Source organism: Rhizobium sp. SVR5-2C (assembly GCF_056755115.1).
The window spans coordinates 21,755-47,378 of sequence record NZ_JBNDHT010000027.1 but is presented as its reverse complement, the minus strand read 5'-3'; the positions used below and the strand labels follow the sequence as shown (position 1 = coordinate 47,378).

General features: G+C 60.7%; 24 protein-coding genes, 1 other RNA gene and 1 pseudogene. 11 read left to right on the top strand and 15 right to left on the bottom strand.

The window, feature by feature from the left end; genetic code table 11:
- Positions 1-28 precede the first annotated feature (28 nt).
- The 4 genes from ACPYOI_RS10470 to tkt form a co-directional block, all read right to left on the bottom strand.
- Positions 29-1,900, bottom strand: a complete 1,872-nt coding sequence (locus tag ACPYOI_RS10470) for a potassium/proton antiporter (RefSeq protein ID WP_481422857.1) — start codon at positions 1,898-1,900, stop codon at positions 29-31.
- A gap of 289 nt (positions 1,901-2,189) precedes the next feature.
- Positions 2,190-2,687, bottom strand: a complete 498-nt coding sequence (locus ACPYOI_RS10465; protein WP_481415861.1) for an N-acetyltransferase family protein — start codon at positions 2,685-2,687, stop codon at positions 2,190-2,192.
- Between the two features lie 139 nt (positions 2,688-2,826).
- The gene (gap, locus tag ACPYOI_RS10460) at positions 2,827-3,837 is read right to left on the bottom strand and encodes a type I glyceraldehyde-3-phosphate dehydrogenase (protein WP_481422856.1); all 1,011 of its coding nucleotides are present in this window, start codon (positions 3,835-3,837) and stop codon (positions 2,827-2,829) included.
- Positions 3,838-3,897: 60 nt separating this feature from the next.
- On the bottom strand, positions 3,898-5,871 hold the full coding sequence (gene tkt / locus ACPYOI_RS10455; protein ID WP_481422855.1) for a transketolase: 1,974 nt from the start codon (positions 5,869-5,871) through the stop codon (positions 3,898-3,900).
- Positions 5,872-6,212: 341 nt separating this feature from the next.
- Between tkt and ACPYOI_RS10450 the strand changes: the two genes are divergently transcribed.
- The 3 genes from ACPYOI_RS10450 (at position 6,213) to ssrS (ending at position 7,102) form a co-directional block, all read left to right on the top strand.
- Positions 6,213-6,488 (top strand): DUF4164 domain-containing protein, encoded by a 276-nt coding sequence (locus ACPYOI_RS10450; RefSeq protein WP_086995076.1) that lies wholly within the window; start codon positions 6,213-6,215, stop codon positions 6,486-6,488.
- Positions 6,489-6,503: 15 nt separating this feature from the next.
- Complete coding sequence (locus ACPYOI_RS10445) at positions 6,504-6,881, top strand: cell division protein ZapA (protein ID WP_168831549.1); 378 nt, start codon at positions 6,504-6,506, stop codon at positions 6,879-6,881.
- 62 nt (positions 6,882-6,943) lie between these two features.
- Positions 6,944-7,102, top strand: a non-coding RNA gene (gene ssrS / locus ACPYOI_RS10440) — 6S RNA.
- 1 nt (position 7,103) lies between these two features.
- Here ssrS and ACPYOI_RS10435 read toward each other — a convergent pair.
- Positions 7,104-7,274: a hypothetical protein gene (locus ACPYOI_RS10435; protein WP_481422854.1), complete on the bottom strand. Its 171-nt coding sequence runs from the start codon at positions 7,272-7,274 to the stop codon at positions 7,104-7,106.
- Between the two features lie 83 nt (positions 7,275-7,357).
- Here ACPYOI_RS10435 and ACPYOI_RS10430 point away from each other — a divergent pair, with 83 nt between their 5' ends.
- Entirely contained in the window at positions 7,358-8,287 is a 930-nt protein-coding gene (locus ACPYOI_RS10430; RefSeq protein ID WP_481422853.1) for a LysR substrate-binding domain-containing protein, read from the top strand.
- Positions 8,288-8,358: 71 nt separating this feature from the next.
- Here the strand turns inward: ACPYOI_RS10430 and ACPYOI_RS10425 are convergent, their stop codons facing one another.
- Positions 8,359-8,760: a hypothetical protein gene (locus ACPYOI_RS10425; protein WP_168831645.1), complete on the bottom strand. Its 402-nt coding sequence runs from the start codon at positions 8,758-8,760 to the stop codon at positions 8,359-8,361.
- A 276-nt stretch (positions 8,761-9,036) separates the two neighbouring features.
- Between ACPYOI_RS10425 and ACPYOI_RS10420 the strand changes: the two genes are divergently transcribed.
- Positions 9,037-10,233, top strand: a complete 1,197-nt coding sequence (locus ACPYOI_RS10420; protein ID WP_481422852.1) for an MFS transporter — start codon at positions 9,037-9,039, stop codon at positions 10,231-10,233.
- Between the two features lie 37 nt (positions 10,234-10,270).
- On the opposite strand, the gene ACPYOI_RS10415 is transcribed toward ACPYOI_RS10420, so the two are convergent.
- Positions 10,271-10,597: an ArsR/SmtB family transcription factor gene (locus ACPYOI_RS10415; RefSeq protein ID WP_481422851.1), complete on the bottom strand. Its 327-nt coding sequence runs from the start codon at positions 10,595-10,597 to the stop codon at positions 10,271-10,273.
- 56 nt (positions 10,598-10,653) lie between these two features.
- Here ACPYOI_RS10415 and ACPYOI_RS10410 point away from each other — a divergent pair, with 56 nt between their 5' ends.
- The 5 genes from ACPYOI_RS10410 (at position 10,654) to ACPYOI_RS10390 (ending at position 18,787) form a co-directional block, all read left to right on the top strand.
- A complete protein-coding gene (locus ACPYOI_RS10410) occupies positions 10,654-11,148 on the top strand; it encodes an SRPBCC domain-containing protein (protein WP_481415868.1) in 495 nt (164 codons plus the stop codon).
- A gap of 130 nt (positions 11,149-11,278) precedes the next feature.
- Positions 11,279-12,298, top strand: a complete 1,020-nt coding sequence (gene gnd / locus ACPYOI_RS10405; RefSeq protein WP_481415869.1) for a phosphogluconate dehydrogenase (NAD(+)-dependent, decarboxylating) — start codon at positions 11,279-11,281, stop codon at positions 12,296-12,298.
- Between the two features lie 106 nt (positions 12,299-12,404).
- A complete protein-coding gene (locus ACPYOI_RS10400; RefSeq protein WP_481415870.1) occupies positions 12,405-14,525 on the top strand; it encodes a mechanosensitive ion channel family protein in 2,121 nt (706 codons plus the stop codon).
- A 282-nt stretch (positions 14,526-14,807) separates the two neighbouring features.
- Positions 14,808-17,411, top strand: coding sequence for a bifunctional lysylphosphatidylglycerol flippase/synthetase MprF (gene mprF / locus ACPYOI_RS10395; protein WP_481415871.1), 2,604 nt, complete (start codon positions 14,808-14,810; stop codon positions 17,409-17,411).
- On the top strand, positions 17,408-18,787 hold the full coding sequence (locus ACPYOI_RS10390) for a virulence factor family protein (protein ID WP_481415872.1): 1,380 nt from the start codon (positions 17,408-17,410) through the stop codon (positions 18,785-18,787). The genes mprF and ACPYOI_RS10390 overlap by 4 nt, the downstream gene beginning before the upstream one ends.
- Before the next feature lie 45 nt (positions 18,788-18,832).
- Here ACPYOI_RS10390 and ACPYOI_RS10385 read toward each other — a convergent pair whose 3' ends face one another.
- The 3 genes from ACPYOI_RS10385 to ACPYOI_RS10375 all read right to left on the bottom strand — a co-directional run bounded on the left by ACPYOI_RS10385 (position 18,833) and on the right by ACPYOI_RS10375 (position 20,954).
- Complete coding sequence (locus ACPYOI_RS10385) at positions 18,833-19,360, bottom strand: SH3 domain-containing protein (protein WP_481415873.1); 528 nt, start codon at positions 19,358-19,360, stop codon at positions 18,833-18,835.
- 46 nt (positions 19,361-19,406) lie between these two features.
- Positions 19,407-19,898, bottom strand: coding sequence for an invasion associated locus B family protein (locus ACPYOI_RS10380; protein WP_481415874.1), 492 nt, complete (start codon positions 19,896-19,898; stop codon positions 19,407-19,409).
- Positions 19,899-20,207: 309 nt separating this feature from the next.
- Entirely contained in the window at positions 20,208-20,954 is a 747-nt protein-coding gene (locus ACPYOI_RS10375; RefSeq protein ID WP_481415875.1) for a YebC/PmpR family DNA-binding transcriptional regulator, read from the bottom strand.
- A gap of 175 nt (positions 20,955-21,129) precedes the next feature.
- On the opposite strand from ACPYOI_RS10375, the gene ACPYOI_RS10370 reads away from it, so the two are divergent.
- Positions 21,130-21,633 carry a pyridoxamine 5'-phosphate oxidase family protein gene (locus tag ACPYOI_RS10370; RefSeq protein ID WP_481422850.1) on the top strand — a complete coding sequence of 168 codons (504 nt, stop codon included), beginning with the start codon at positions 21,130-21,132 and terminating at the stop codon, positions 21,631-21,633.
- A gap of 36 nt (positions 21,634-21,669) precedes the next feature.
- Here ACPYOI_RS10370 and ACPYOI_RS10365 read toward each other — a convergent pair.
- From ACPYOI_RS10365 to ACPYOI_RS10345, 5 genes and pseudogenes are all read right to left on the bottom strand, one after another.
- Positions 21,670-22,215: pseudogene (locus ACPYOI_RS10365) on the bottom strand (MBL fold metallo-hydrolase); the annotation flags it as partial.
- A 112-nt stretch (positions 22,216-22,327) separates the two neighbouring features.
- Positions 22,328-23,152: a TIGR00282 family metallophosphoesterase gene (locus tag ACPYOI_RS10360; protein ID WP_168831563.1), complete on the bottom strand. Its 825-nt coding sequence runs from the start codon at positions 23,150-23,152 to the stop codon at positions 22,328-22,330.
- A gap of 3 nt (positions 23,153-23,155) precedes the next feature.
- The gene (locus ACPYOI_RS10355; protein WP_481415878.1) at positions 23,156-23,752 is read right to left on the bottom strand and encodes a 5-formyltetrahydrofolate cyclo-ligase; all 597 of its coding nucleotides are present in this window, start codon (positions 23,750-23,752) and stop codon (positions 23,156-23,158) included.
- A gap of 108 nt (positions 23,753-23,860) precedes the next feature.
- Positions 23,861-24,754 (bottom strand): NAD-dependent epimerase/dehydratase family protein, encoded by an 894-nt coding sequence (locus ACPYOI_RS10350; protein ID WP_481415879.1) that lies wholly within the window; start codon positions 24,752-24,754, stop codon positions 23,861-23,863.
- Positions 24,751-25,566 (bottom strand): glycosyltransferase, encoded by an 816-nt coding sequence (locus ACPYOI_RS10345; RefSeq protein WP_481422849.1) that lies wholly within the window; start codon positions 25,564-25,566, stop codon positions 24,751-24,753. The genes ACPYOI_RS10350 and ACPYOI_RS10345 overlap by 4 nt, the downstream gene beginning before the upstream one ends.
- Positions 25,567-25,624: the final 58 nt, after the last annotated feature.

Below are 25,624 nucleotides of genomic sequence, written 5' to 3'. Positions count from 1 at the left end.
AGCAAGGATGCCTCAGGACGCAAGGCGCTCAGCCATGGTTTTGACGCGCGGTTTCGTCACGATCCGACGCGCCCGATGCATGTGCGGCTTCCGCCGCTTCGGCGGCATTGCGGCCCTTGAGGCGGTCTCGCACGCGTTGGATGATATCGCGCAAATTGATGAAGATCGGCAGCGTGATTGCGGGCTCGACAGCCTCGAGAGACATGCCGACGGAGGTGACGTGATCCTGGTCGTCCAGGTCGCGGACGATCAGGATGATAGACCCGAGACGGACGCGATCGGCATACTCCGCCTTGCCGCCCAAACGCTGCTTCATCAGTTCGGCGATCGTCAGGCCTTTCTCGGATTCGTTCAGCAACCCCGGACCATAAGCGGCGTCAAGATCGGCAGCAGGTCGTGACGGTGACAGCGCGAAGGCGCCAAAAAAATCCGCATCGTCCGCGTCCACCGGCGCGCGACTGGCGAAGAGCCGGTCGAGCAGGCGCGAATAGCTTGGCGCGATGAAGAGATAGACCAGATCGTTTTCGCGCAGCCGGCCGGCATATTGATAGCGCATCGACTTGCCGTCGCGGATGACGAGCGAAGGAGTTGCCCAGCGCGGAATGCGCTCGCCGCGAAGGACCGGACTGTCCTTTATGACACGATAGGACAGCAGTTCATGGTTGGCCGCGCCTGGCAGATCGATCTCGACCTTGTCGACCGCGCCCATGCGTGGCGGAACGATGAGGCCGAGTTTCTTGGCCACCGGCTTGATGGTCCATCCCTGCACCAATAGCGAGACGAGCACGATGATGAAGGCGGTGTTGAAGTAGATTTGCCCGTTCGGAAGCCCGCCAAGGATCGGCATGATGGCGAGCAGGATCGAGACCGCACCGCGGAGGCCGACCCAAGCCACGAAGCCGATCTCCTGCTGCGTATAATCAAAGGGCAGCAGCGAAAGCCAGACCGCGAGCGGGCGGGCGACGAAAATCAGGAAGAGCGCAAGCGCAACCGCAGGCAGGACGATCGCCGGAAACTGCGATGGCGTGGCGAGCAGGCCAAGCACGAGGAACATGATGATCTGCGCCAGCCAGGTCAGGCCGTCCTGGAAGCGCTTGACGGAGCCGAGCGCCGGCAGCTTGCGGTTTCCGGCATAGATGCCCGCGACATAGACAGCCAGGAAGCCACTGCCGCCGACGGCGCCGGTGAAGGAAAAGACCAGCATGGCGAGACCGAGCACGAAGATCGGCGTGAGGCCGCGGTCGGTGTCCAGACGGCCGACCACCTGTGTGATCATCATGCCGCCGAGCAGCCCGAGAATGACGCCAAGGCCCATTTGCTCGACGAACATTGCGAGCATGCCGATATCCATGCCGGCATAGCCTTCGCCGCTGGCGAGCAGTTCAACCAGCGCAATGGTAAGGAAGATTGCCATCGGATCGTTGGTGCCGGATTCGACTTCCAGTGTCGAGCGCACCTTGTCACGGATGTTGATGCCGCCGATGCGCAGCAGGAAGAATACGGCCGCCGCATCCGTCGAGGCGACGATCGAGCCGAGCAGCAAGCCTTCGAGCCAGCTGAAACCAAGAAGCCACACTGCCGCCACGGCAAAGAGGCTGGCGGTTAGCAGCACGCCGACGGAGGCAAGCGCCAGCGACGGGACGGCAGAAAGTTTGAAGGCCTGGATCGACGTGCCGCAACCGGAATCGAAAAGAATGACGGCAAGCGCAATCGAGCCGAGGGTGTAGGCGAGATAGTTGTTGTTGAATTCGATGCCGAGCCCGTCGACGCCCGCGGCAAGGCCAATCGCCAGGAACAGCAGAAGGAGCGGAGCACCGAAGCGAAAGGCGAGCAAGCTCGAAAAGGCGGCAAGAAGCACGAGCGCCGTTGATACCAGCACGACGATATAGAATGCTTCCACGTCAATCCCCTTTCAACGCCCGCACCGCCAGCGCGCCCCGCCTTGCAGCGATTCCATCCCTCCACGCTTGTTCCGCTGCATCAGTAAACGGCAAAACAGGGCGGAAGGGTAGGCCTAACGGCTTAACCTCGGTCACCTGCGGTACCATGCGGCTGAACGGCTTGCCGGATGGCTGGCCGATGCGGATGCTACGGGAAAGAATCTATATAAAGAATTTATAGGAAAATCAGGCGAGAGGAGGGCAGGGAACCCAGCGAGGCAGTTTTTGTTTGAGGCTCTTAGAGGCGGCTTAAATTTTCTTCACCGCATATCGCTTCTGGATTCTATCCACGAGCGTACCATCTCGGAGCGGTATGCTTTCGAGGGTTCGATAGGTACGGAATCCCATCTTTTCATAGTATGCCAGCCCGCCGGTATTGTCGGCACGGATGGTTGCGTTGATGAACTCGATATTGAGCTCCTCGGCGGCGGAAAGGGTTGCGGCGAAGAGCGCAGTGCCGACGCCGCGTATCTTCGGGCTCCTGCGGGAAAAGGTTCCGATGTCGGCCCATCCCTCAGGCAGATTTTCGTAAAGGCTCAAGAACTGAAAGCCGGCGATGCTCGCCCCCGCCTGTGCGACATGGCAGGTCAAGGCGGACTCGCCGGCAATGAACCAGTCGGTCAGCTCCTCAATCGAAAGAGGGGTTTCCAGGGCGGTCGTGCCGCCAGCTTCAATGATCTCATTGAGAAGCTCGCAGAGTTCCTCTGCATCGTCCGGGCTCGCACGTCGAATATCAAGATGCACCATAGTCTTCTATCCACCTATTACCGAGTAAGCTGGGGGCAGTTCGTGTTATTCGAAACGGAACGCGTGGCGCAGTCAATCGCTCAAAATAAAAGCGGCCCGGTTGCCCGAGCCGCTTTCGACGATCTGTATCGCGACGCTCTTAGATGAGCTTTGCGAAAGCAACGGCCGTGTCGGACATGCGGCTGGAGAAGCCCCACTCGTTGTCGTACCAGGACAGGACGCGCACGAAGTTGCCTTCCATGACCTTCGTCTGATCGGTTGCGAAGATCGAGGAGTGGCTGTCATGGTTGAAGTCGCGGGAAACGAGCGGCTCGTCGGTGTAGCCGAGGATACCCTTGAGTTTGCCATTTGCGGCAGCCTTGATCGCTTCGTTGATTTCGCCGACGGTCGTGGCCCTCTTGGCAACGAACTTGAAGTCGACGACCGAGACGTTCGGGGTCGGAACGCGGATCGACGTACCGTCGAGCTTGCCCTTCAGATGCGGCAGAACAAGGCCAACGGCCTTGGCGGCGCCCGTCGAGGTTGGGATCATCGACAGAGCCGCAGCGCGGGCGCGATAGAGATCCTTGTGCATCGTGTCGAGCGTCGGCTGGTCGCCGGTGTAGGAGTGGATGGTGGTCATGAAGCCGTGGTCGATACCGACGGCGTCGTCGAGAACCTTCACGACCGGCACGAGGCAGTTCGTCGTGCAGGAGGCGTTGGAGATGACCGTGTGCTCCTTGGTGAGCTGGTCATGGTTGACGCCAAAGACGACGGTCAGGTCGGCGCCGTCGGCAGGAGCCGAAACGATGACGCGCTTGGCACCGGCCATCAGGTGAGCGGCAGCCTTATCGCGTGCGGTGAAGATGCCGGTGCATTCCATCGCGATGTCGACGCCGAGTTCCCTGTGCGGAAGCGTCGCCGGATCCTTGATCGCTGTCACCTTGATCGGCTTGCCGTTGCCGACGATGATCGTGTCGCCTTCGACCTTCACCGTTGCCGGGAAACGGCCGTGGATCGAGTCGTAGCGCAGCAGATGCGCGTTGGTCTCGACAGGGCCGAGGTCGTTGATGGCGACCACTTCGATATCCGTGCGGCCGGATTCGACGATGGCGCGGAGAACGTTACGGCCGATGCGGCCGAAGCCGTTGATGGCAACCTTTACAGTCATTAGCATTTACTCCGTGAATATAAGGCTTGCGGTGGAGTGGAGAGCGCCGGAGCGCTCCCCTTAGAGCTTGGCTTCTGCTGCGGCGACGACGGCTTCTGCCGTGATGCCGAAATGCTTGTAGAGCTCCTTGTAAGGGCCTGAAGCGCCGAAGCTCTTCATGCCGATAAAGGTGCCTTCAGGGCCGATGAAGGCGTCCCAGCCTTCGCGGACGGCGGCTTCGACCGCGATCTTTACCGGCGAGTTGCCGATGACCGCCTTGCGATAGGCTTCCGGCTGTTCGAAGAAGAGCTCGGTGCATGGGACCGAGACGACGCGGGTGGAAACGCCTTTGCCTTCCAGCGCTGCGCGTGCGGCTACGGCGATCTCGACTTCGGAGCCCGTTGCGAAAATCGTAACCTTGGCGTCGTCGGCTCCGGCGAGCGTGTAGGCGCCCTGTGCCGAGAGGTTCTTCTCGCTGTATTCAGTGCGGACGGCCGAGAGGTTCTGGCGGGTGAGCGCCAGGCCGGACGGACGGTTCTTCGTCTTGATGGCGATCTGCCAGCATTCGGCGGTTTCCGTCGCGTCGGCGGGACGGAAGATCATCAGGTTCGGGACAGCACGCAGTGCCGCAAGCTGTTCGACCGGCTGGTGGGTCGGGCCGTCTTCGCCGAGACCGATCGAGTCATGCGTCAGCACGTGGATGACGCGGATGCCCATCAGCGCAGCCAGGCGGATCGGCGGGCGGCAATAGTCCGAGAAGATGAGGAAGCCGCCGCCGTAGGGGATCAGGCCGCCATGCAGCGAGATCCCGTTCATCGCGGCCGCCATGCCGTGTTCGCGGATGCCATAATGCATGTAGCGGCCGGCGAAGTCCGTCGGCGTGATCGAATGCATCTGGCTGGTCTTGGTATTGTTCGACGGCGTCAGGTCGGCCGAGCCACCGAGCGTTTCAGGCAGGAAGCCGTTGATGACTTCGAGCGCATCTTCCGAAGCCTTGCGGGTTGCCACCGTCGGCTTCGTTTCGGCGAGCTTCTTCTTGTATTCGCTGATGGCAGCGTCGAAACCTTGTGGCAGTTCGCCGGCGAAGCGGCGGGTGAACTCGGCCTTCTTGTCGGAGGCGGCGAGACGGCCTTCCCAGGCCTTGACGGCCTCGACCGAGCGCGTGCCGGCCTTGCGCCAGGTATCCAGAATGTCCTCCGGGACGACGAAGGCTTCGGCGTGCCAGTTCAGCGCCTCGCGGGTCGCCGCGATTTCGTCGGCACCGAGCGGGTTGCCGTGCACTTTGTGGGTGCCCTGCTTGTTCGGTGCGCCGAAGCCGATGATGGTCTTGCAGGCGATCAGCGTCGGGCGATCGGACTTCTGCGCCGCTTCGATCGCCGCGCCAATGGCGGCCTGGTCGTGGCCGTCCAGTTCGATCGTGTTCCAGTGAGCCGCCTTGAAGCGGGCAACCTGGTCGGTCGAGTCAGACAGAGAGACGGCACCATCGATGGTGATCGAGTTGTTATCCCAGAAGACGATGAGCTTGTTGAGCTTCAGATGGCCGGCAAGCGCTATCGCTTCCTGGCTGATGCCTTCCATGAGGCAGCCGTCTCCGGAGATGACATAGGTATAATGATCGAGCAGATCGGCGCCGAATTCCTCGCGCAGCTTCCGCTCTGCAATCGCCATGCCGACGGAGTTGGCAATGCCCTGGCCGAGCGGCCCGGTCGTCGTTTCGATGCCCGTCGCGTGGCCGTATTCCGGGTGGCCGGCGGTCCTGGAGCCGAGCTGGCGGAACCGCTTGATCTCCTCGATCGTCATGTCGGGGTAGCCGGTCAGGTAAAGCACCGAATAGAGGAGCATCGAGCCGTGGCCGGCTGACAGCACGAAACGGTCGCGGTTCGGCCAGTGCGGCTTCTTTGGGTCGAAGCGCAGATACTTGGTGAAGAGAACGGTGGCGACATCCGCCATACCCATGGGCAGGCCCGGGTGGCCCGAATTTGCCTTTTCGACGGCGTCCATGGAGAGGAAACGGATCGCATTGGCCATGCGATCATGTTGTTCGGGAGAGGTCATGGCTTTTCCACGGGGTTCCGGTGTCAGGAGATGGCCTTGAGCCTTCTGAAGACCATCGATGAAAGCGCGGTGAGACATAGCAGTTGGAACGGCCAAGTCAATAAACGGCGGGCCATGTCGGGGTCACGTTACGGCGATTTTTGACTTTTGACCGAGTGGTTGTACAAAAGACGAGTCCTCGCCTGCTTGGTATGAACATTCCAGTCATCCACAAGATAGGGCCCATGCCGTGACACGGCTTTTATTGACGTGCCGTCAGCTAGCTGCATATCCTTTTGAAATCACTGGACCTGCATTGGATGCCGATTCGAGAGGTCTCGCGCGAAGGAACGGAAAGCGACATGACTCCCACAGGTAAAACCATGGAAGCGGCGCTCAACGAGCTGAAGCAAGCTATTTCCGGGCTGGAAAACGCCGTGGACATGCGCATTGAGCGCCAGCGCGAGCAGGGCGATATCGAAGGCGAGGTTCGGCGCGTTCATGCCGACCGCTCCAAGCTCGCGCAGGAGTTGGACCAGGCCGAATTCCGTGCCAACCGGCTGGAAGAGGTCAATCGCGAAGTTTCGCGAAGGTTGGTAACGGCGATGGAAACGATCCGCGCGGTCCTGGACCGCTAATGGAAAGACACTGCTATGGCGCAGGTAACGGTAACGATTGATGGAAAAGCCTACCGAATGGCCTGTGAGGAGGGGCAGGAAGAACACCTGACCGACCTCGCCGACCGCTTCGACCGCTATGTCGGCCATCTTAAGGGGCAGTTTGGCGAAATCGGAGATTTGCGGATCACCGTCATGGCGGGGATCATGGTGATGGACGAGATCTCCGAGCTGAGCCGCCGTTTGGCCGGGCTGGAAGCCGAACTCGCAACGCTGCGCGGCCATCGCGACACGGTTCTCGCTGCCACCGCGCGGACGGAAGAAAGCCTTGCTGAAGCGATCGGTGAGGTGACGAACCGCATTCGCGGCATCACCGACAAACTCAACGGCCGCGCGCCGGCGGAGCTCAATTAAAATTGCCTGGATGGCTGCCGCACCCACTGGTGCGGACGCCCTAATACCCCTATATTCGTGTTCGCGGTCTGCGCCTCTCGACAGGAACAATGAATCCTCGGGGCCTTACCCGATCCTATGGGAGCTGTCCCTGTCCGGGCTCGTGGGTCTGGACATACGGCGCCCACCTACTTTCGTAGGCGCCCAGGATCGAACGCTTCCATCGGTTGCGTGGATCGCGCATCATCTTTCAGCGGACGATGTCCGCCCCTCGTCTATCCCGATATCTTTTTTGATATGGCTGCTCAGCGCGGCGGCGGCCTGTGGGCGTGCCGCGGGTTCGCGTAGCCTGGCATCGGCAAGGACGCTCTGAAACCGCACCAAGACATTCAGGATTTTCATCGTAAGCGTCATGGTCTTTCTCCATGACGCCAATTTAAGTGCGAACCGGTCTGGCGTATAATGAAACTCGCTGTCAATATTCATGAGAGATTTTCATGTCAGACCGCCCGTTGCCGCCGCTTTCGACACTGCAGGCCTTCTGCGCCATCGCGGAGACGGGCGGCTTTGGCCGCGCGGCGGAGCGGCTTGGGTTGACGCAGACCGCCATCAGCCATCAGATCGCCCAGCTGGAAGGCTGGATGGGTGGCCGGCTTTTCGAGCGCGGGCGGCACGGAGCGCGGCTTTCGCCGCTCGGGCTCAAGCTTCAGCCGGAAATTTCCGCTGCGTTGACAGCGCTCGAAACGGTCCTGCATCACGGACGAGCGGCCAGCGCCAGTGCTTCGCTTGTCATCGCTACGACACCGGAGTTTTCGAGCCAATGGCTTGCGCCGCGGCTGGAATCATTCTGCCGCCGCTATCCCAAAATCGAGGTCCGGACGGCCGTCGCTTATCAGCGACCGGATTTCGCAAGCGTCGATTTGGCAATCTGGCTTGGACGCGGGGATCCCGACCTCGTCACCGAACCGATGTTGCTCGACGATGAATTCGTGGTCTGCGCGCCCGAGCTGTCTCGCAGGCTTCCGAGCCGAGGCGCCATTCGCGCAGCGCCGTTGCTTCTCTATCGCGGCATGCGTCACACGGTGCTCGACTGGCAGCGATGGTACGAACAGATTGGCGGCGATCCCAAAGCCGGGGAGCTTGCCGGTTTTGACATCGTGGCGGCGGTTCGCGATGCGCAGGTCTTCGATGCTTTCGAGGATATGCTGGAAGCCTGCGGGAGGGGAGAGGGCTTTGCACTTGTCCGCAGCTCGCTCGTGGGCGCAGACCTCGATTCAGGCAAGCTCGTACGTTGCTTTGTCGAGCAGCAGCCGGCTGCACTGAATTATGCCATGCTCTATCCGGCCGGCGCCTTGGAGAAATCTTCGGTAGCGCTTTTCAGGAAGTGGCTCGTCGGCGAGACCGGGCAGGAGCAACTCCGCCGGTAGCCCGTTGATGCAGCACGCCGGGAAGCGCCGATAGTCGCCGCCTCAGTGGACGCAGTGGTCCAGCTTTAGCCCTATTCGGCTGCTGCCAGAAACAACCTGTTCTGGGAGGAAGAGGCGAGAGCCTGCACCCGGGCTTCTGCCTTGGCGATCAGTTGATAAAATTCGTCCTGCGCTTCGACATCCAGCTGGATGACCGCATTCACATCGTCCGGCGTATCGCAGACGCACGCGACCGCCGATATAGGACAGACGCCGCCAGGATAGCGCTTGCCCGTACCGCTATAGGCACGGCGGCCCCAACGTTCCGAGTAGACCGTTTCCTCGCGGTCGAGGGACAGGATTGTTCCTTTGCAGGCCGTTACAATGGCCGCCTTGCCGTAAGCGAACCAGTGATAGTTCAGCTTCCGCAGGATATATTTGCCAGTAATGTCTTCACCGGCCAGTTCAGCGGGATCTTGAATCATTCTGATCATGACGGCTTCCTCAAGGTTGGAAGCAATATCCTGCATGTCTCGGTGCGCGGCAAGTCGAAAAACATCAGCTTTTATAAAGGTTTAGTAACAAACTATTTCCGATTCTTACAAACTTCCGGCGTCGAGCTGGGCCGCTCATGACGGAATTTGATGAATTCAATTCACAAGTGTTGCGCTTTGCGAGCGGATTAACTCAGGAAAGCCGCTCTCCCACATTCGGACCCGAACAAGAACCAGGCGCCCAAGTCCCGGGTGCGTCATCGATCGGGTCAATTCATGCCACTTGCTCTTTTTGCTCTGACGATCGCGGCCTATGCGATCGGAACCACGGAATTCGTCATCGTGGGTCTGCTGCCGACGGTCGCCAGCGACCTCCATATCACTCTGCCGCTCGCCGGTCTCATCGTCAGCGTTTATGCGCTTGGCGTTACCTTCGGCGCGCCGATCCTGACGGCATTGACCGGACGGATCGAACGCAAGCCGCTGCTGCTCGGGCTGATGGCGCTCTTCGTTGCCGGCAATGCCATGGCGGCACTTAGCCCGGCTTATGCGCCGCTGCTCGTCGCACGCGTGCTCTCAGCTTTTGCGCATGGCGTATTCTTCTCCGTCGGCTCGACGATCGCCGCTGATCTGGTGCCGGAAAACCGCCGCGCCTCCGCGATTGCCATGATGTTCATGGGGCTGACCGTCGCGATCGTCACCGGCGTTCCGCTCGGCACTTTCATCGGCCAGACCTTCGGATGGCGGGCGACATTTGCTGCCGTGGCCGTGCTCGGCGTGATCGCCTTTGCTGCAATTGCCCTGCTGCTGCCGTCGAACCTCACCAAGGCTGAACCCGCGACACTCAAGCAGCAGGTCGGCGTTCTCGGCAGCGGTCGGCTGTTGATTGTTTTTGCAATGACCGCTTTCGGCTATGGCGGCACTTTCGTTGCCTTCACCTTTCTCGCATCGATCCTGCAGGACGTCACCGGGTTTTCCGCCTCCGCCGTCAGCCTCATCCTTGTCCTCTACGGTCTTGCCATTGCAGTCGGCAATGTCGTTGGCGGGCGTATCGCCAACCGCGATCCCGTGAAGGCGCTGACCTGGCTCTTTGTCGCGCAGACGATCGTGCTGGTGCTTTTCGGCTTCACGGCGGCTTCGCCCTGGCTGACGATCCCGACGCTTGCGGCGCTCGGCCTCCTGTCCTTCGCCAACGTGCCCGGGCTGCAGCTTTATGTCGTGCAGTTGGCGCGGCAGGTCCGCCCAGCCGCCGTCGACGTCGCCTCGGCGCTCAATATCGCCGCCTTCAACCTCGGAATCGCCATGGGTGCCTGGATCGGCGGTATGGTGGTGGAATCCTCACTCGGGCTCGCCGCCACCCCCTGGGTCGGCGCGATTCTCGTCGCGGTCGCGCTGCTTCTGACCTTGCGAAGCGCGGCACTCGACCGCCGTCCGATTTCGGGGGTCGAATCGCTGCGGAAGGCCGCGGCTTGATCTTTTCAGCATGAACGGGCGCTTCGGCGCCCGTTTCTCATTGGCCTTCGAGGTCACTCTTCAGCCGGTCAATGACGGATAGAGCATGCCCGGCATAGGCGCTGATCCAGCGGTCGTAGATGTGCTTGATCGGCAGGCTGTTGAGGTGGTTCCAGCGTTCGCGGCCTTCCTTCTTCGCCATCACGAGATCGGCTTCCTCCAATACTTTGAGATGCTGCATCACCGTGCAGCGATCCATGTCCGCGAAGATCTCGCAGAGCATGCCGGTCGTGCGTGGGCCTTCCTGCAACAGATCCAGAATCTCGCGGCGGCGACGGTGCGCCAGAGCCTTGAAAACGGGGTCGTCGTCTGATTCGCTTGACATGTTATGTTTTTATAACATAATGGCCGCAGGCTCAATGGAAATGAGGAGGAAGGGCCATGTCCCTCGGTATTCGCGTCGGCGGCCGGATCGGTCGCCCGGCTGCAGAAGTCTTCGATGCGGTGGTCAATCCGAAGAAGCTTTCGAGTTATTTCACGACGGTCGGCGGAGCCAGCGCGCCGCTTGTCAAAGGCACGACGGTGACATGGTGGAAGGATGCTCCGGTTGAAGTCGTCGATCTCGTTCCGGACAAACTGATCGTCCTCCGCTGGGATGGAGGGACCGATGCGAACAACGCCCGGTACAAGACGATCGTCGAGATGAAGTTCGAAGCACTGGACGATGGTGGGACGATGGTGACGATCTCCGAGAATGGCTGGCATGAGGATGAGGACGGCCGGCGCGGCACCTATCTCAACTGCGAGGGCTGGACCAATATGCTCTGCTGCATGAAGGCCTTTGTCGAATATGGCATCAACCTGCGTGACGGCATGTTCCTGAGCGAGATGCGCGGTGAGCCGGCCGAGGCCCCGGATTACGAGGCGCTTAAATGACCGAGCGGCTCCATCTCGTCCGCGCGGCCGACCGGTGGGAGCCGCCTTCGCTTTAATGTGACAGAGACTTTGCTTGCCTGCTGGATCGCGAGTGCTAGTTTCCCCGATCATATCGATTAGGAGATTCGAGATGCAGCTTGGCATGGTGGGTTTGGGCCGTATGGGCAATTATATGGTCCAACGCTTGATGCGGGATGGCCATGAATGCGTCGTCTACGACGCGAAGCCGGAAAGTGTGGCCGATCTTGTCGAAAAAGGTGCAGTCGGCAGCGCCTCGCTGGAGGAGTTCATATCGAAGCTGTCGCGCCCCCGGGCAGTGTGGCTCATGCTGCCGGCGGCGATTACAGACAAGGTGATCGCTCAGCTCGTTCCGCTGTTGCACGATGATGACATCATCATCGACGGCGGCAATTCCTATTACCATGACGACATTCGCCGTGGCGCCGAGCTGATCACCAAGGGCATCCACTATGTCGACGTCGGCACCAGCGGCGGCGTCTTCGGTTTGGAGCGCGGCTATTGCCTGATGATCGGCGGCGAAAAGGGCATCGTGCAGAGCCTCTCGCCCATCTTCGCGTCCTTGGCGCCTGGCGCCGGCAGCATACCCCCGTCAGCAAACCGCGAGCCTCACCCGAGCAGCACGGCGGAGCAGGGATATCTGCATTGCGGCCCGCACGGAGCCGGTCACTTCGTCAAGATGGTTCACAACGGCATCGAATATGGTCTGATGGCCGCTTATGCCGAGGGGCTGAACATCCTGAAACATGCGAATATCGGCGCAGCAACCCATGAGGCGGATGCAGAAACGGCACCGCTCTCCCATCCGGAGCATTATCGTTACGACTTCAACCTCCAGGATGTTGCTGAAGTGTGGCGGCGGGGCAGTGTCATCACCTCGTGGCTGCTTGATCTGACCTCCGATGCGCTGCATGCCGATCCAGCGCTGTCGAAATATGCCGGCCGCGTTTCGGATTCCGGCGAAGGACGTTGGACGATCATGGCGGCAATCGACGAAAGCGTCCCGACGCCGGTGCTGAGTGCCGCGCTTTATGGCCGGTTCTCCTCGCGCGACAATGACGAGTTCGCCAACAAGGTGCTTTCTGCCATGCGTGCCGGTTTCGGTGGCCACGTGGAAAAGCCTAAAGGATAAGATATCCCGCAGGACCGATCTGGAGCCCGCGTAGCACCCGCTGCGCGGGTTTTTCTTTCATACGGCACGATGTATGGTCGAGGTACCAACATCGGGGGGCAAGGCGATGGGTAAGAGAATTGGTGCGTATGGGGTGCTGCGTTTTTTGATTCCACTGCTTGTCGTTATCGCTGCTGCCGGCGCCGCCAGTGCGCAGACCGCAGCCCCGACAACGCCTCAGGCACCTGCAATCCAGCCGCCGGTCGAGGTGCAGCAGCTACTCAAGCTCATGCAGACGCCGCAGGTGAAGGAATGGATGGCGAGGCAGACGACTGCCGCGCCGCCAGCCCTCTCAGCTGAAGCCGAAGAGATGTCGGTGCTCTCGGATCTTGTTAATCAGGCGCGTCGGCATGTGAACATGGTGTCCGGCGCCGCCATGGATTTGCCTGAGGAGGTGACATCCGCTTCGGCGATCGTAGAACAGGAAATTGCACCGGCTGGTTGGGCGTTGGTGACGACGGAAGTACTTGTTCTTTTGCTGGCGGGAGCGGTGGCTGAAATGCTGTTCCGTCTCATCGCGCCGCGACCGCGGATCCGCCGCGACGGCGAGGTCCCGACGGTTGTTCACCACGCCGCAGCGAACCTCCTTCATCGTATGATGCCGGCAATTGTCTTTGCCGTTGCGACGCTTGTGCCGTTACTGGCGTTCGATTGGCCGCCGGTCACCCGGTCGATGGTGATTGCCATTGCGATCGCACTCATCGTCGCGCGCTTCACCATCGCGCTTGGACATCTGCTGGTCACGCTCGTCACGCTTCCGCGCGCCGACAGCGGCAGCAACGTCTCGCGGGTGCAAGCCTCGTTCTGGTTTCGCCGCTGCGCCATCTTCGTCATCTACTTCGCTTTCGGATGGGCTGCGATCCAGCTGCTGGCTCCGCTCGGCTTTTCCACCGGAGCGCGCTATCTCGTCGGCTACGCTCTCGGCATCGGTCTGTTCCTGATTGCCGCCGAAGCGGTCTGGTCGCGTCCGTCGGAGGATCGGCCGCGTAGCGTGGCGGTTTCTTGGGGGCTGACGCTCTATTTCGCTCTGCTCTGGATTCTCTGGGTCACTGGTTTCAATCTTTTGCTCTGGATCGGCATCTATGCCGTGCTGCTGCCGCGCGTGCTGGCTGTCGCCACGCTCGCTGTCCGGTCGCTCCACCAGGCGGAAGCGGGGTTCCTGGCGCACCGCCCGTTCGCAACGGCGCTGTTGGATCGCGGCGTCCGCGCCATCATCATAGCAGCCGCGGCCCTTTGGCTCGGGCGTGCGCTCGGGCTCGCGGCCAACCGGATGGCCATGGGCGAGACGATGGCCGATCGCCTTACCCGAGGGGCACTCGGCGGTATTGTCATTCTTCTCGTTGCCGATCTGCTATGGCACCTGGCGCGAGCCTACATCAACGGCAGGCTTGAGGAAGCACGCGTCGATGAAGGCGCCACCGACGAGGAAAAGGCCAAGCGTGCGCGTCTGCGGACGCTGTTGCCGATTTTCCGCAACATCCTTGCGGTCGTGATCGCCGTCATCGCAGTTCTGATGGTGCTCTCAGGGCTGGGGGTGCAGATCGGTCCCTTGATCGCCGGCGCCGGCGTGGTCGGCGTTGCGGTTGGCTTCGGCGCGCAGACAATCGTCAAGGACGTCATCAGCGGCATGTTCTATCTGTGGGACGATGCCTTCCGGGTGGGGGAATATATCGAGAGCGGCAGCCACAAGGGGGTCGTCGAGGCTTTCAGCCTGCGCTCCGTGAAACTCCGCCATCACCGTGGCCCACTGACGACGGTGCCGTTTGGCGAACTCGGAGCAGTCAAGAACCTCAACCGCGACTGGACCATCGATAAAATCACACTGAATGTCACCTATGACACCGATCTCGTGAAGGTGAAAAAGGTGATCAAGCAGATCGGCCAGCAGCTTCTCGACAATCCAGAATTCGGGCCGCACATCATCGAAACCTTGAAGATGAAGGGCGTCGAGCAGTTTGGCGATTTCGCCATTGTCATTCGCCTGGCGATGATGACCAAGCCCGGTGAGCAATTCGTCATCCGGCGCAATGCGCTTGCCATGATCCGAACTGCCTTCAAGGAAAACGGCATCGAGTTCGCCGTGCCGACCGTGCAGGTTGCTGGCGAGGGCCGCGAAGCTGAGACGCATGCGGTAGCCGCACGGCATTTCGCACAAAAATCGGATCCGGCCAGCGAGCCGGCGGTCTGAGGCGAGCAGAAGTTCGCCGAAGCCTTGCCAAGACATTCCGCCACGCGCCTAAACGGCCGTGGGGGGCACCTATTCCGGCGACCCCATCTGCTTTTCGAAACCGGTCGCCAAGCCTTACGAAAATGCAAGATCCAGGTAAGCCTGACGGTGCTAATTTCGCCCCAATTGAAGTGGAATCAGGCGCACGGCGGTCACGGGGTTCTCAGGCATAGTTCATAGAGCTTTCAGCCGCGTGTTTTACATCTTCGGGAGCGAAACACCCGGAGGTGCGGTAGGGCAGAGATGGCGAGTCACGGCAGCTTGGAAGAGATGGAAGTCGAGGAAAGCCGGGGCGCGCGGGGGCTCTTGCGGCGTTATCGAAACCATTTGGTGGCGATCGCCACGCTGCTGGTCTTCTGCATGGTCGCATATGCGATCGTCCAGCTCACCAACGAAGTGCGCTATGACGACGTTGTGAACGCGCTTGCCAACACACCGGTCAGCGCCATCCTGCTTTCGCTTCTGTTCACCGGACTGAGCTTTCTGTCGCTCGTCTTCTACGACCTCAACGCTCTGGAGTATATCGGCAAGAGGCTGCCCTTTCCGCACGTGGCGCTGACGGCATTCAGCGCTTACGCCGTTGGCAATACGGCGGGCTTCGGAGCGCTTAGCGCTGGTGCGATCCGTTACCGTGCCTATTCGCGCCTTGGATTGACGCCTGACGATATCGGCCGCGTCATTGCCTTCGTGACGCTGTCTTTCGGGCTTGGCCTTGCCGGTGTTTCAGCGATCGCGCTGATGATCATCGCCGGCCAGATTGCTCCTCTGATCGGCACAAGTGCGCTGCTGCTGCGGTTGGTCGCGGGCGCCATCATCGCTGTTCTCGGCCTTGTCGTGTTCCTTGGACGTGGCGGGCGTGCATTCAACGTTGGTCCGTTCGCGATCCACCTGCCCGACTCGCGCACGTGGTCAAGGCAGTTCCTTGTCACGGCCTTCGATATCGGTGTTTCGGCAACGGTTCTTTACGTGCTGCTGCCGCAGACGGCGGTTAGCTGGCCGGTGTTTCTCGCGGTTTATGCAATTGCCCTCGGGCTCGGGGTGCTAAGCCATGTTCCGGGCGGTTTCGGAGTTTTCGAGACCATAATTATCGCTTCGCTCGGCCGCGCGGTGAATATCGATGCGGTGCTCGGTTCGCTGGTTCTCTACCGGCTGATCTACAATGTGCTGCCGCTTCTGATCGCAGTGCTTGCCGTCTCAATGACGGAGCTTCGCCGCGTCGTCCATCATCCGGCTGCCTCCAGCATCAGGCGCGTCGGAGGACGGCTGACGCCGCAGCTTCTCTCGGCCCTGACCCTCCTGCTCGGCATAATGCTGATCTTTTCAAGCGTCACGCCGACCCCTGACGAGAACCTGGCCTTCCTGGCCGACGTTTTGCCGCTGCCGATCGTTGAAGGCGCCCATTTTCTTTCCAGCCTTATGGGCCTGGCACTGGTCGTCGCTGCTCGTGGTCTCAGCCAGCGACTGGATGGCGCCTGGCTGGTGGCGGTGGTTTCGGCCGCCGTAGCGCTACTGCTTTCGCTGCTGAAGGCTATCGCGCTCGTCGAGGCGATGTTCCTTGCCTTTCTCGTCTTCAGCCTGTTTGTCAGCCGGCGGCTCTTTACCCGCCATGCCTCGTTGCTGAATCAGACGCTGACGGCATCCTGGCTGACGGCGATCGGCGTGATCTGCGTCGGCGCGGTCGTCATCCTGCTCTTCGTCTATCGCGATGTCGAATACAGCAACGAGCTCTGGTGGCAGTTCGAATTCGCCGACGAGGCGCCTCGCGGCCTGCGTGCGGTTCTCGGGCTGACGATCATTTCGACGGCAATAGCGATCTCCAGCCTCCTTCGCCCGGCGGCCTTCAAGCCGGAGCCGGCGACGGAAGAGGCACTGCGGCGCGCCGTTGACATCGTCCGGAGGCAAAATTCGGCCGACGCCAATCTCGTACGGATGAGCGATAAGAGCATCATGTTTTCCGAGCAAGGCGATGCCTTCATCATGTATGGCCGGCAGGGCCGCTCCTGGATCGCGCTCTTCGATCCCGTCGGCGAAAGGCAAGCGGCACCGGACCTTATCTGGCGCTTCGTCGAGGCCGCGGGCGCTGCCGGCTGCAGGGCCGTATTCTATCAGATCTCTCCGGCAATCCTGTCTCACTGCGCCGATGCGGGGCTGCGCGCGTTCAAGCTCGGCGAATTGGCAGTAGCAGATCTGACCCGTTTCGAAATGAAGGGCGGCAAATGGGCCAATCTTCGGCAGACGGCGGCGCGCGCGCAGCGCGACGGGCTGGAGTTCGATGTCATTCAGCCCGAGGCGGTGCCTGATGTCATCGATCAACTCTCGGTGGTCTCGAACGCCTGGCTCGAACATCACCACGCCAAGGAGAAAGGCTTCTCGCTCGGCGCGTTCGAGCCTGACTATGTGTGCGCCCAGCCGGTTGGTGTGTTGAAGAAGGATGGCAAAATCGTTGCCTTCGCCAATATCCTTATCACCGAGACGAAGTCGGAAGGCACGATCGACCTAATGCGTTTTTCGCCGGATGCGCCGAAGGGCTCGATGGACTTTCTCTTCGTGCAGATCATGGAATATCTGCGCGGCGAGGGCTACTCGCATTTCAATCTCGGCATGGCCCCGCTTTCCGGCATGTCCAAACGCGAGACGGCACCCGTCTGGGACCGCATCGGCAGCACCGTCTTCGAGCACGGCGAGCGATTTTACAATTTCAAAGGCCTTCGGGCGTTCAAAGCAAAATTTCATCCGCACTGGCAGCCGCGCTATCTGGCGGTATCCGGAGGGGGCAATCCGATGATCGCGTTGATGGACGCGACCTTTCTGATTGGTGGCGGATTAAAGGGAGTCGTCAGGAAATGATCAGAAAGTATCTCCTCGCAGCCGCGTGCACTTTCGCGCTGGCGGCTCCGGCCGTGGCCGCCGAGGAAACCAACCAGAGCTTCGAAACCGGGCTTATTCCTTCGCCTCATGTCTTCCTGCCGGACGGCGAGGTAAAAGGCGTCGTGATGCTGATTTCGGATGGCGCTGGCTGGGGAGACAAGGAAAAGGCCGAGGCTGCCACACTGGTGCAAGAGGGCGCTGTGGTCGTCGGCGTCGACTTTCCGTCCTACATGGAGGCGCTTCGAAACTATGATGTCAGCGAGAACGACGGATGCATCTATCTTGTTTCCGACATCGAGTCTCTAAGCCAGCAGATCCAGCGCGCAGCGGGCAACAGTGCCTATCATCTGCCGATCATCGCGGGCATCGGTGAGGGCGGCGCATTGGCGCTGGCGATTGCCGCGCAGACGCCGGATGCGACGATCGGGCAAACGCTGGCGGTTGATCCGGTCGCGGGGATTCCGCTGACTCAGCAGCTCTGCACGCCCGCCAGCAAGAAAACGGTCGGCGACCGCATGATCTATGGCCTAACCGACGGAAGTCTGCCGGACCCGATCATTGCTGCCTTCACGGCCGATGCGCCCAAGGACGGACGGGAGCATGTCGAAGAGCTCAAGAAGGCGCATCCGGCGATCGATATCCGCGATGCGGATGACGATGCACAGACGACGCTCTCCGATACGCTGGACGACCTGATCGCGGCGTCCGGAAGCGCCGGCAATCCGCTTGGTCTCCCCCTTGCCGTGCTCGATGCCAAACCTGCCATGGACACGATGGCAGTCATTTACTCCGGAGACGGAGGCTGGCGCGACATCGACAAGGAAGTCGGCGCGGCGCTACAGAAACAGGGCATTCCGGTCGTCGGCATCGACGCGCTTCACTATTTCTGGTCGGAACGCAAGCCCCAGGAGACCGCCGACGACCTGACGAGAATCATCGAATTCTACCGCAAGCAATGGAAGGTGAAGCACGTTCTCCTGATTGGCTATTCCTTTGGTGCCGATGTGGTGCCGGCGACCTACAACAGGCTGAAGGCAGCCGACAAGGCCTTGATCTCGCAGATTTCGCTACTGTCGCTGTCGCATCAGGTGGATTACGTGATTTCGGTCATGGGTTGGCTCGGCCAGCAGACCGAGGGCGCGGGTGGCGATCCGGTTAGCGATCTGAAGAGCATCGACCCCAAGCTTGTGCAGTGCATCTACGGCAAGGAAGACGAAGACGAAGTTGCCTGCCCCGCGCTAAAGGATACCGGGGCAGATGTCGTCGAGCTGCCGGGCGATCATCATTTCGATGAAGACTACGATCTGCTCACGAAGAAGATCGTCGACGCTCTGAGGACACGCCTGGCCGACTAGGCCGCGGAGATGATGTACCGCCAGAATCTCGGGTCGAAGATCTCGTCATTTTATGATTTCATGGGGGTAGACGCCCCAAATTGATGATTGGTGGAGGAAGCCGCGCGCCGCATGGCCGGTCACGGCCACTGCGCACCAATCGCCATCGCAGCTATTGATCTGCAACCGAACTCTGGCGGAAAGCCTCGCCGTGATTTGCGAGCTGTCGCCCGGCGTTGCGTGCAGGGCGACCGGAGCTTTCAGCCACGGCCCCACGACGGCCGTCCGTTGCGACGAGAGGAGCGCGCGGTGCATCCACCCCGACACGCCGTCACAGTCGCGGACCTGGCGCCAGTTGTCATATTCAGCGGTAATTTCGAGCGGGACACCTCGCTTGGTGTAGACCCATTTCGCGGCATAATCCAACGACGGGCCGATGCGCATACGACCGCCGTTCGCCTTGAGCGACACGAAACGGGGTATGGGCAACCCCGTTTCGCGTCCTTTCGCCATATCTGCAGCGGCTGCAGGCGCCTGCAAAGGGTTGGCGGTCGTTGGCCGGTGCAGGAGAGCGAGCGCCGCAAAGCACAGCAAGACGAAGCACGCCGGGCCTGCCCGCCGAAGAACAGGGCGGGGCAACTCAATTGCACCTGCTGACGCGCTTCAACGCGGCGGTAACGCCATCGAGCGAGTAGGTGTAAGTCGTTTCCGTTCCCCGGCGCGACGTCGCTTCGAGGGTCATCTCGCTGCCGTCGCGCATTGCGCTGATCATTTCCGGTTCGCGGTCTTCTTTCTGCACCCAGGCAGTTTTATCCTTGACGACCATCCAGAAAGTCTGATCGCCGATCTGCACCTTCAGCCGCGATCCCGGCTTGAGATCGTAGCCCATTCTCGCCTGCGGTTCGTATTTTATCCGGTCGTTTCCCGGCGCGACCAGAAAGAAATTGTCGCCATGGTCGACGTTGGCGGGTGCCTTCGTCTTCGGAACCGTCAGCAGATAGCAGGCCGTGCCATCGCCAGACTCATATGAATAAACGCCCCAGTCGTTGAAACGCTCGATCATTCTTGGCTCAGCCTGTGCTGACAATGCGCCGAGCAATGTGAAAGAGAGAACGAGAGCAAGTCTTTTCATGGCATTTTCCCCGCCGATGTTTGAGAGACGCTGGTCTGGAACAGACCGGCTGGAATGAGCAGGGGCATACAAGGGCGGCAAGGTTACCGACCTGTTAAAAAACGGCGCCGGTTCACCAAGCTGTGACCGGTGATGATCGGAAATGACCCAGGGAGCTATTGCTGAGACGCCTCGATAGCAGCGCCGGCTGGTGCAGATACCCGGTGCAAGGTGGAACTCGGAGAAGAGCCTGGGCCGATGAGGGCCCGAAACGCGAAAGACCCGGCGCCTTGCGGAGCCGGGTCTCTTGTTATTGTTTGTAGGCAGCGCTCAGGCTGAAAGCTTGGCGAGAACTTCCTCGGAAACCTCGAAGTTCGAATAGACGTTCTGCACGTCGTCGTCGTCTTCCAAGCTGTCGATGAGCCTCATCAGCGACTGCGCCTTTTCTTCGTCCACCGGCACGTTGTTCTGCGCGCGCCAGACGGCCTTGACGGTTTCGGCTTCGCCGAGCGCGCCTTCCAGCGCCTTGGCGACTTCGCCGAGGGCTTCGAAGGCGCAGGTGATGGTGTGGCCTTCCTCGTCGGTCTCCACGTCGTCGGCGCCAGCTTCGATCGCGGCTTCCATGACGGTGTCGGCATCGCCGGCGGACAGCTTGTATGTGATTTCGCCAACGTGATCGAAGGAGAAGGAAACCGATCCGGTTTCACCAAGCGCGCCGCCGGCCTTCGTGAAGATCGAGCGGACGTTGGACGCGGTGCGGTTGCGGTTGTCAGTCAGTGCTTCGACGATGATCGCCGTGCCGCCCGGACCATAACCTTCGTAGCGAACTTCATCATAGTTCTCGCCGTCGGCACCAGCGGCCTTCTTGATGGCGCGGTCGATATTGTCCTTCGGCATCGACTGGGCCTTGGCGTTCTGAATGGCCAGGCGCAGGCGGGCGTTCATGGTAGGGTCTGGCAGACCGGCCTTAGCCGCGACGGTGATTTCGCGCGCGAGCTTGGAGAACATTTTCGACCGCACGGCATCCTGACGGCCCTTGCGATGCATGATGTTTTTAAACTGTGAATGGCCAGCCATGGCACCCCTGTTCACGTCTCATTGTTCGGAATGGACGGCCTTATAAGAGCGAAACGGGCGGCATTCAAGGGAAAAGCAGTTTGCTCCGGCCCGCCTGGCGGGCTGAAAAGCAGCGGAACAAAGCGAAAGACCTGACGTTTTTGAAACGTTGGGATTTAGAATGGAAGGGAAGGCAATGGCAAGCTTTAGCGAAGCCCGCGAACAGCCCGCAAAGCAGCTTTGGGATCAGGTAAACAACATATCTGCGGGCATGCTAGGTATCGATGGAGCCGACATGCACATGCAGCCGATGGCCCCGTATGCCGACCCGAAGACCAACACCATCTGGTTCTACACCAAGTCGGATGCCGACATTGTCCGCGCCGTCAAACCGGGAACGCGTGCGCATTTCTGTGTCGTCGGCAAGGATCACGATTATCATGCCTGCCTCGCAGGCAAGATCGAGCTGCGTCCGGACCCCTCAAAGATCGATGAATACTGGAATTCGGTGGTTGCCGCCTGGTACGAGGATGGCAAGAAGGATCCGAAGTTGACGATGCTTGCCATGCATGTCGACGATGCCGAGATCTGGGTCTCCACTGGAAGCAAGCTGAAATTCGGGTGGGAAATCGCCAAGGCCAATCTCGACGATGAGAAGATGCCGGAAGTGGGCATCAAACGGCATCTGCAATTTGCCTGATGCTTGGCGCTAGCAAGACGTTGTAGGTTCTGGCGGGTGCCCGAGATGGCCGATGCAGAGACCGGCGATTTCGAAAATGAAGATTGAATTCCCATCCTGCTGAGCTGCGCCGTAGCCGCCGCGAATATCCGTCGTGACGTTGCGGATATAAGCGTCTCCAACCATCAGGTGGATCTCGGCCTTTTCTCCAGGCACATCGCTCCAGCCGTGCAGAACGTGTTTGATCGCTGGATCGGGCGTCAATGTGTAATGCGACGAGTGCGCCCGGTTCATCGTCACCACGTCGGGCGTCACGTCCGGCCGGTACCAACCGTTGAAATCCGTTGCGATGACAATGCCGCCCGGTGTTTCGATTTCGAAGGTGGAATGCCCGAGATAGGTCAGCTGGACATCCTCGCCTTCCGAAACCGCGGGTATGATCGGCGTGTTGCCGGAAAAACTCGCATAGGTGGCCTTGGGAAGCGCCTGTGCGATCGCCTGGCACTGGCTGACGGGTTTCTGATCCTCTTGCGCGGCGGCTGCGCCGGGCAGGGCGAGCGGCACAAGGCATGCGATAGCGAGGACAAGTGATTGCGGCTTCATGCCACCCCCTCCGGCGCTTTCACGTTGCCGGGAGGATGCGACAAGCCGTCGCAACGGTCCAGCCGAAATCAGGTAGGGCCGCTCACAAATGCGTCATTGCAAACTCAACGCCTTAGCGCCAGAAGTCCGGGATGGTTTCCGCCAGCCGCGGCCCGAGGCGCAGTGGCGCGATCTTTTCTGCAAGGCCGGTGGCATCCGAAATCTCGACGCCGACGCCGCAGATGGTTGCAGGGCCGGTGGCCGCCTCCATGCGGCCCTTGGGCATCTTCGAGATGAAGCGGTTGAGCGGCTCTTCCTTGTCCATCCCGAGTGAGGAGTCGTAGTCGCCGCACATGCCCGCGTCAGACATATAGGCGGTGCCGCCGTTCAGGATCTGGTGGTCGGCGGTCGGCACGTGGGTATGCGTGCCGACGACGAAGCTGGCGCGACCATCGACGAAGTGGCCGAAGCATTGCTTTTCGCTGGTCGCTTCCGCATGGAAATCGAAGATGATTGCGTCGGCCTGCTCCTTCAGCGGGCAGGCGTCGAGGATCGTCTCGGCGGACTTGAATGGGTCATCAAGTTCCGGGTGCATGAAAACGCGGCCCATGATGTTTGCCACGAGCACGCGAGCCCCGTTTCGGGCATAAAAGAGGCCGGAACCACGGCCGGGCGTTCCCTGCGGATAGTTGGCGGGGCGCAGGAACTGGTCGTGGCGTCCCGCGAACGCGACCGCATCCTTCTGATCCCACACATGGTTGCCGGTGGTGACGACATCGGCACCGGCATTGACCGTCTCGAGGAAAATGTCTTCCGTGATGCCGAAACCGCCGGCGGCATTCTCGCCGTTGACGATCACGAAGTCGAGTTTCAGGTCGGACACGAGGCCGGGGAGGCGATCCCATACGGCCGTGCGTCCCGTCTTGCCGACCATGTCACCCAGAAAAAGCAGACGCATTCCTTATCCGATCCAAGAAGCAAAAAAGCGAAGGCCGCTTTCCGTCAGGATGGCATCCAGGCTTATGTCATGCGGCTCGTCGGGCACATGTGCCACTTCCTGGCAGTCGAATGCAATGCCGATCAGCTTCGGATGCATGCCTTTTTGCCGCAAACGGTCAATCGCGCGGTCATAATAGCCGGCACCGTAGCCGATGCGATGGCCGCGATCATCGAAGGCCGAAAGCGGCACGAGCATGATTTCAGGATCAAGGACGGCCGCATCCGCTGGTGGTCCGGAGGTACCGAAACCTGTTGCAATGAGGGGCGCGCCGCGAACGAGTTCACGGAAGACGATCGTCTGCTTGTCGAGGATGGCTGGAACGCAAAGGCGGGCGCCGCGCGCCTGGAACCGTCCCATCAGGGGCCGGATATCGGCTTCCGAGCGGATCGGCATGAAGCCGGAAACAATCGTGCCGGGGTCAAAAGCCACCGCCTCGCCCGCATGCTCGGCCATTGCGAGGCTTCTTTCGATCCGCACTTCCGGCGGGATCGCGTCGCGCAGCGCAAGCCGTTCGGCGCGCATCTGAGCTTTCAGTTCTTTTGGTATCGTCGGCTGCATAGACGGACCATAAACGGCTGGCCGGTCATTGCAATGCATGAAAGCGGCGTAAGCTTTGTTGTTACAGTGAGACCAAGGACCCTTGCGGGCGGCAAGGGATATTGCACGTCACTGGCGCTGTATTGCGCCCGCGAGCTGCCGGAGCGTCTGTTCGAACAACGCTTCGCCGCCCGGCAGCCAGCCGAGCGCTTCCAGCTTATCGGTGCTCATCCGGTTGACGGCAGCCTTGTCGGCTGCGGCGGGCAAAGGGTTGGGACAGCCCGTTTCCTGCTTTACGACCGACAGGATGTCACGCGTATCGGCGACGATATCCGAAACGTTGAACGCCTCGCCGGAGATGCGGGCGGTTTCCGTCTCCAGCACCAACCGCACGGCACGGCCGAGATCGCGGCCGTGAACTTCCGTGCCGGCTCGAACGGGTACCGGTCTGCCGCTCAGATAGTCATCGATAAGGCTGGTCCATTTGTTCGGCAGGAGATCGCCGTAAACCCCGGTTGCGCGCAGGCTGGCAGTTGGGAAGCCGGGGTCGCTCAGATGGGCCAGCGCGCGCTCGCCGTCGTGCTTTACTTCTCCGTAAAGGGTGTCCGGTTTCGGCAGCATATCTTCCTTCAGAACGGTCCCTGGCGCTGAGTCCCGATAGACGGCGCGGCTGGAGATGAAGATGCAACGGCGGGTGCCGGCGCGCTTGGCAGTGTCGAAGAGTTTCACCGTGCCATCGAGGTTCAGCCTGCGGAAACCCTCTGGATCGTCGCCTTCGCCGCCCCGGTATTTTCCGGACCGGTGACTGAAGGCGGCATGCACGAAGAAATAGACGTCGTCGAAAGCCTCGCTATGGTCCTTATCGGGATCGAGCGAAAGCGGCGCGAATTCGACCGGACGGGAAAACAGGCGGGGCAATGGAGCGTGGCGTCCGCCAACGACGACCGGATATCCGGCGGCAAGCAGCTCCTCGACGACATAGCGTCCGACCAGACCTGTTCCACCGGACACCAGTACTTTCATGCCGCCTCCGGGTTCATCATGGTCGCAAGATCCGGCAGGTCATTGCCGGCATAGACGGCGTGCCAGAGATCGATCAGCGGCTTGAGCTTGTCCGCTTTCGGATGGTTCGTCTCCCAGGGCTTCTCATATTGGTAATGCAGGACCGAAATGCTCTTCCAGTCCCAAAGCGCGGGCATGGTGAACCAGACATATTGCAGCATGTTGAAATAGACCGGCAGGCCATGCCAATCCGGAAAGAAGGCCTGGAGGAAGGTCTGATCCGTGCGCCGCCAGAATGCGTCCAGCTGGTCGAGCATGGCGAGCATCCGGCCGAAGGTCTCTTCCGAAGGCCTGGCAACGAAGACGCCGGAATTCATGCGGTGGAAGTCGGCAAGCGTTTCATAGACATTCGGCGCCGCGGAGAACTCCGGGTAGCCAAAGAGTTTGTCGATGTTCTTCAGAACGATGGCATCGGCGTCGATGAAGACGACGCCCTCGTATTCGGTGAGCTGCCATAGGCGGAGCTTGCAGAAATTGTCGAGCGGCGAATGGAAATCCGGCTTGCGGCCCTTCGTGAAGGGGGCGGCGGAATGCAGTTGGCCGCGCGCATGCCGCTCATTGAAGGCGTCGGAGAGCGGCAGGTGCTCGACTTCGATCAGACGGCAGCCGAGCTCGGCAAGCGGGGTGAGGGCTTTTTCATCCGCTCCGCCCGTGTGCAGCACGACGATGTCGGCTGCAGTTCCCGTCAGCCGCAGGGAACGCACAAGTGCCGTCGCACCCATGGCGTAGTCGGCATTCGTGACGAGGGTTATATAGGCGAAAGGCAAAGGCATGGGTCCTCAGGTGCTTCCGCGAATCCCTTCTCCCCGCCGGGGAGAAGGTGGCGGCAGC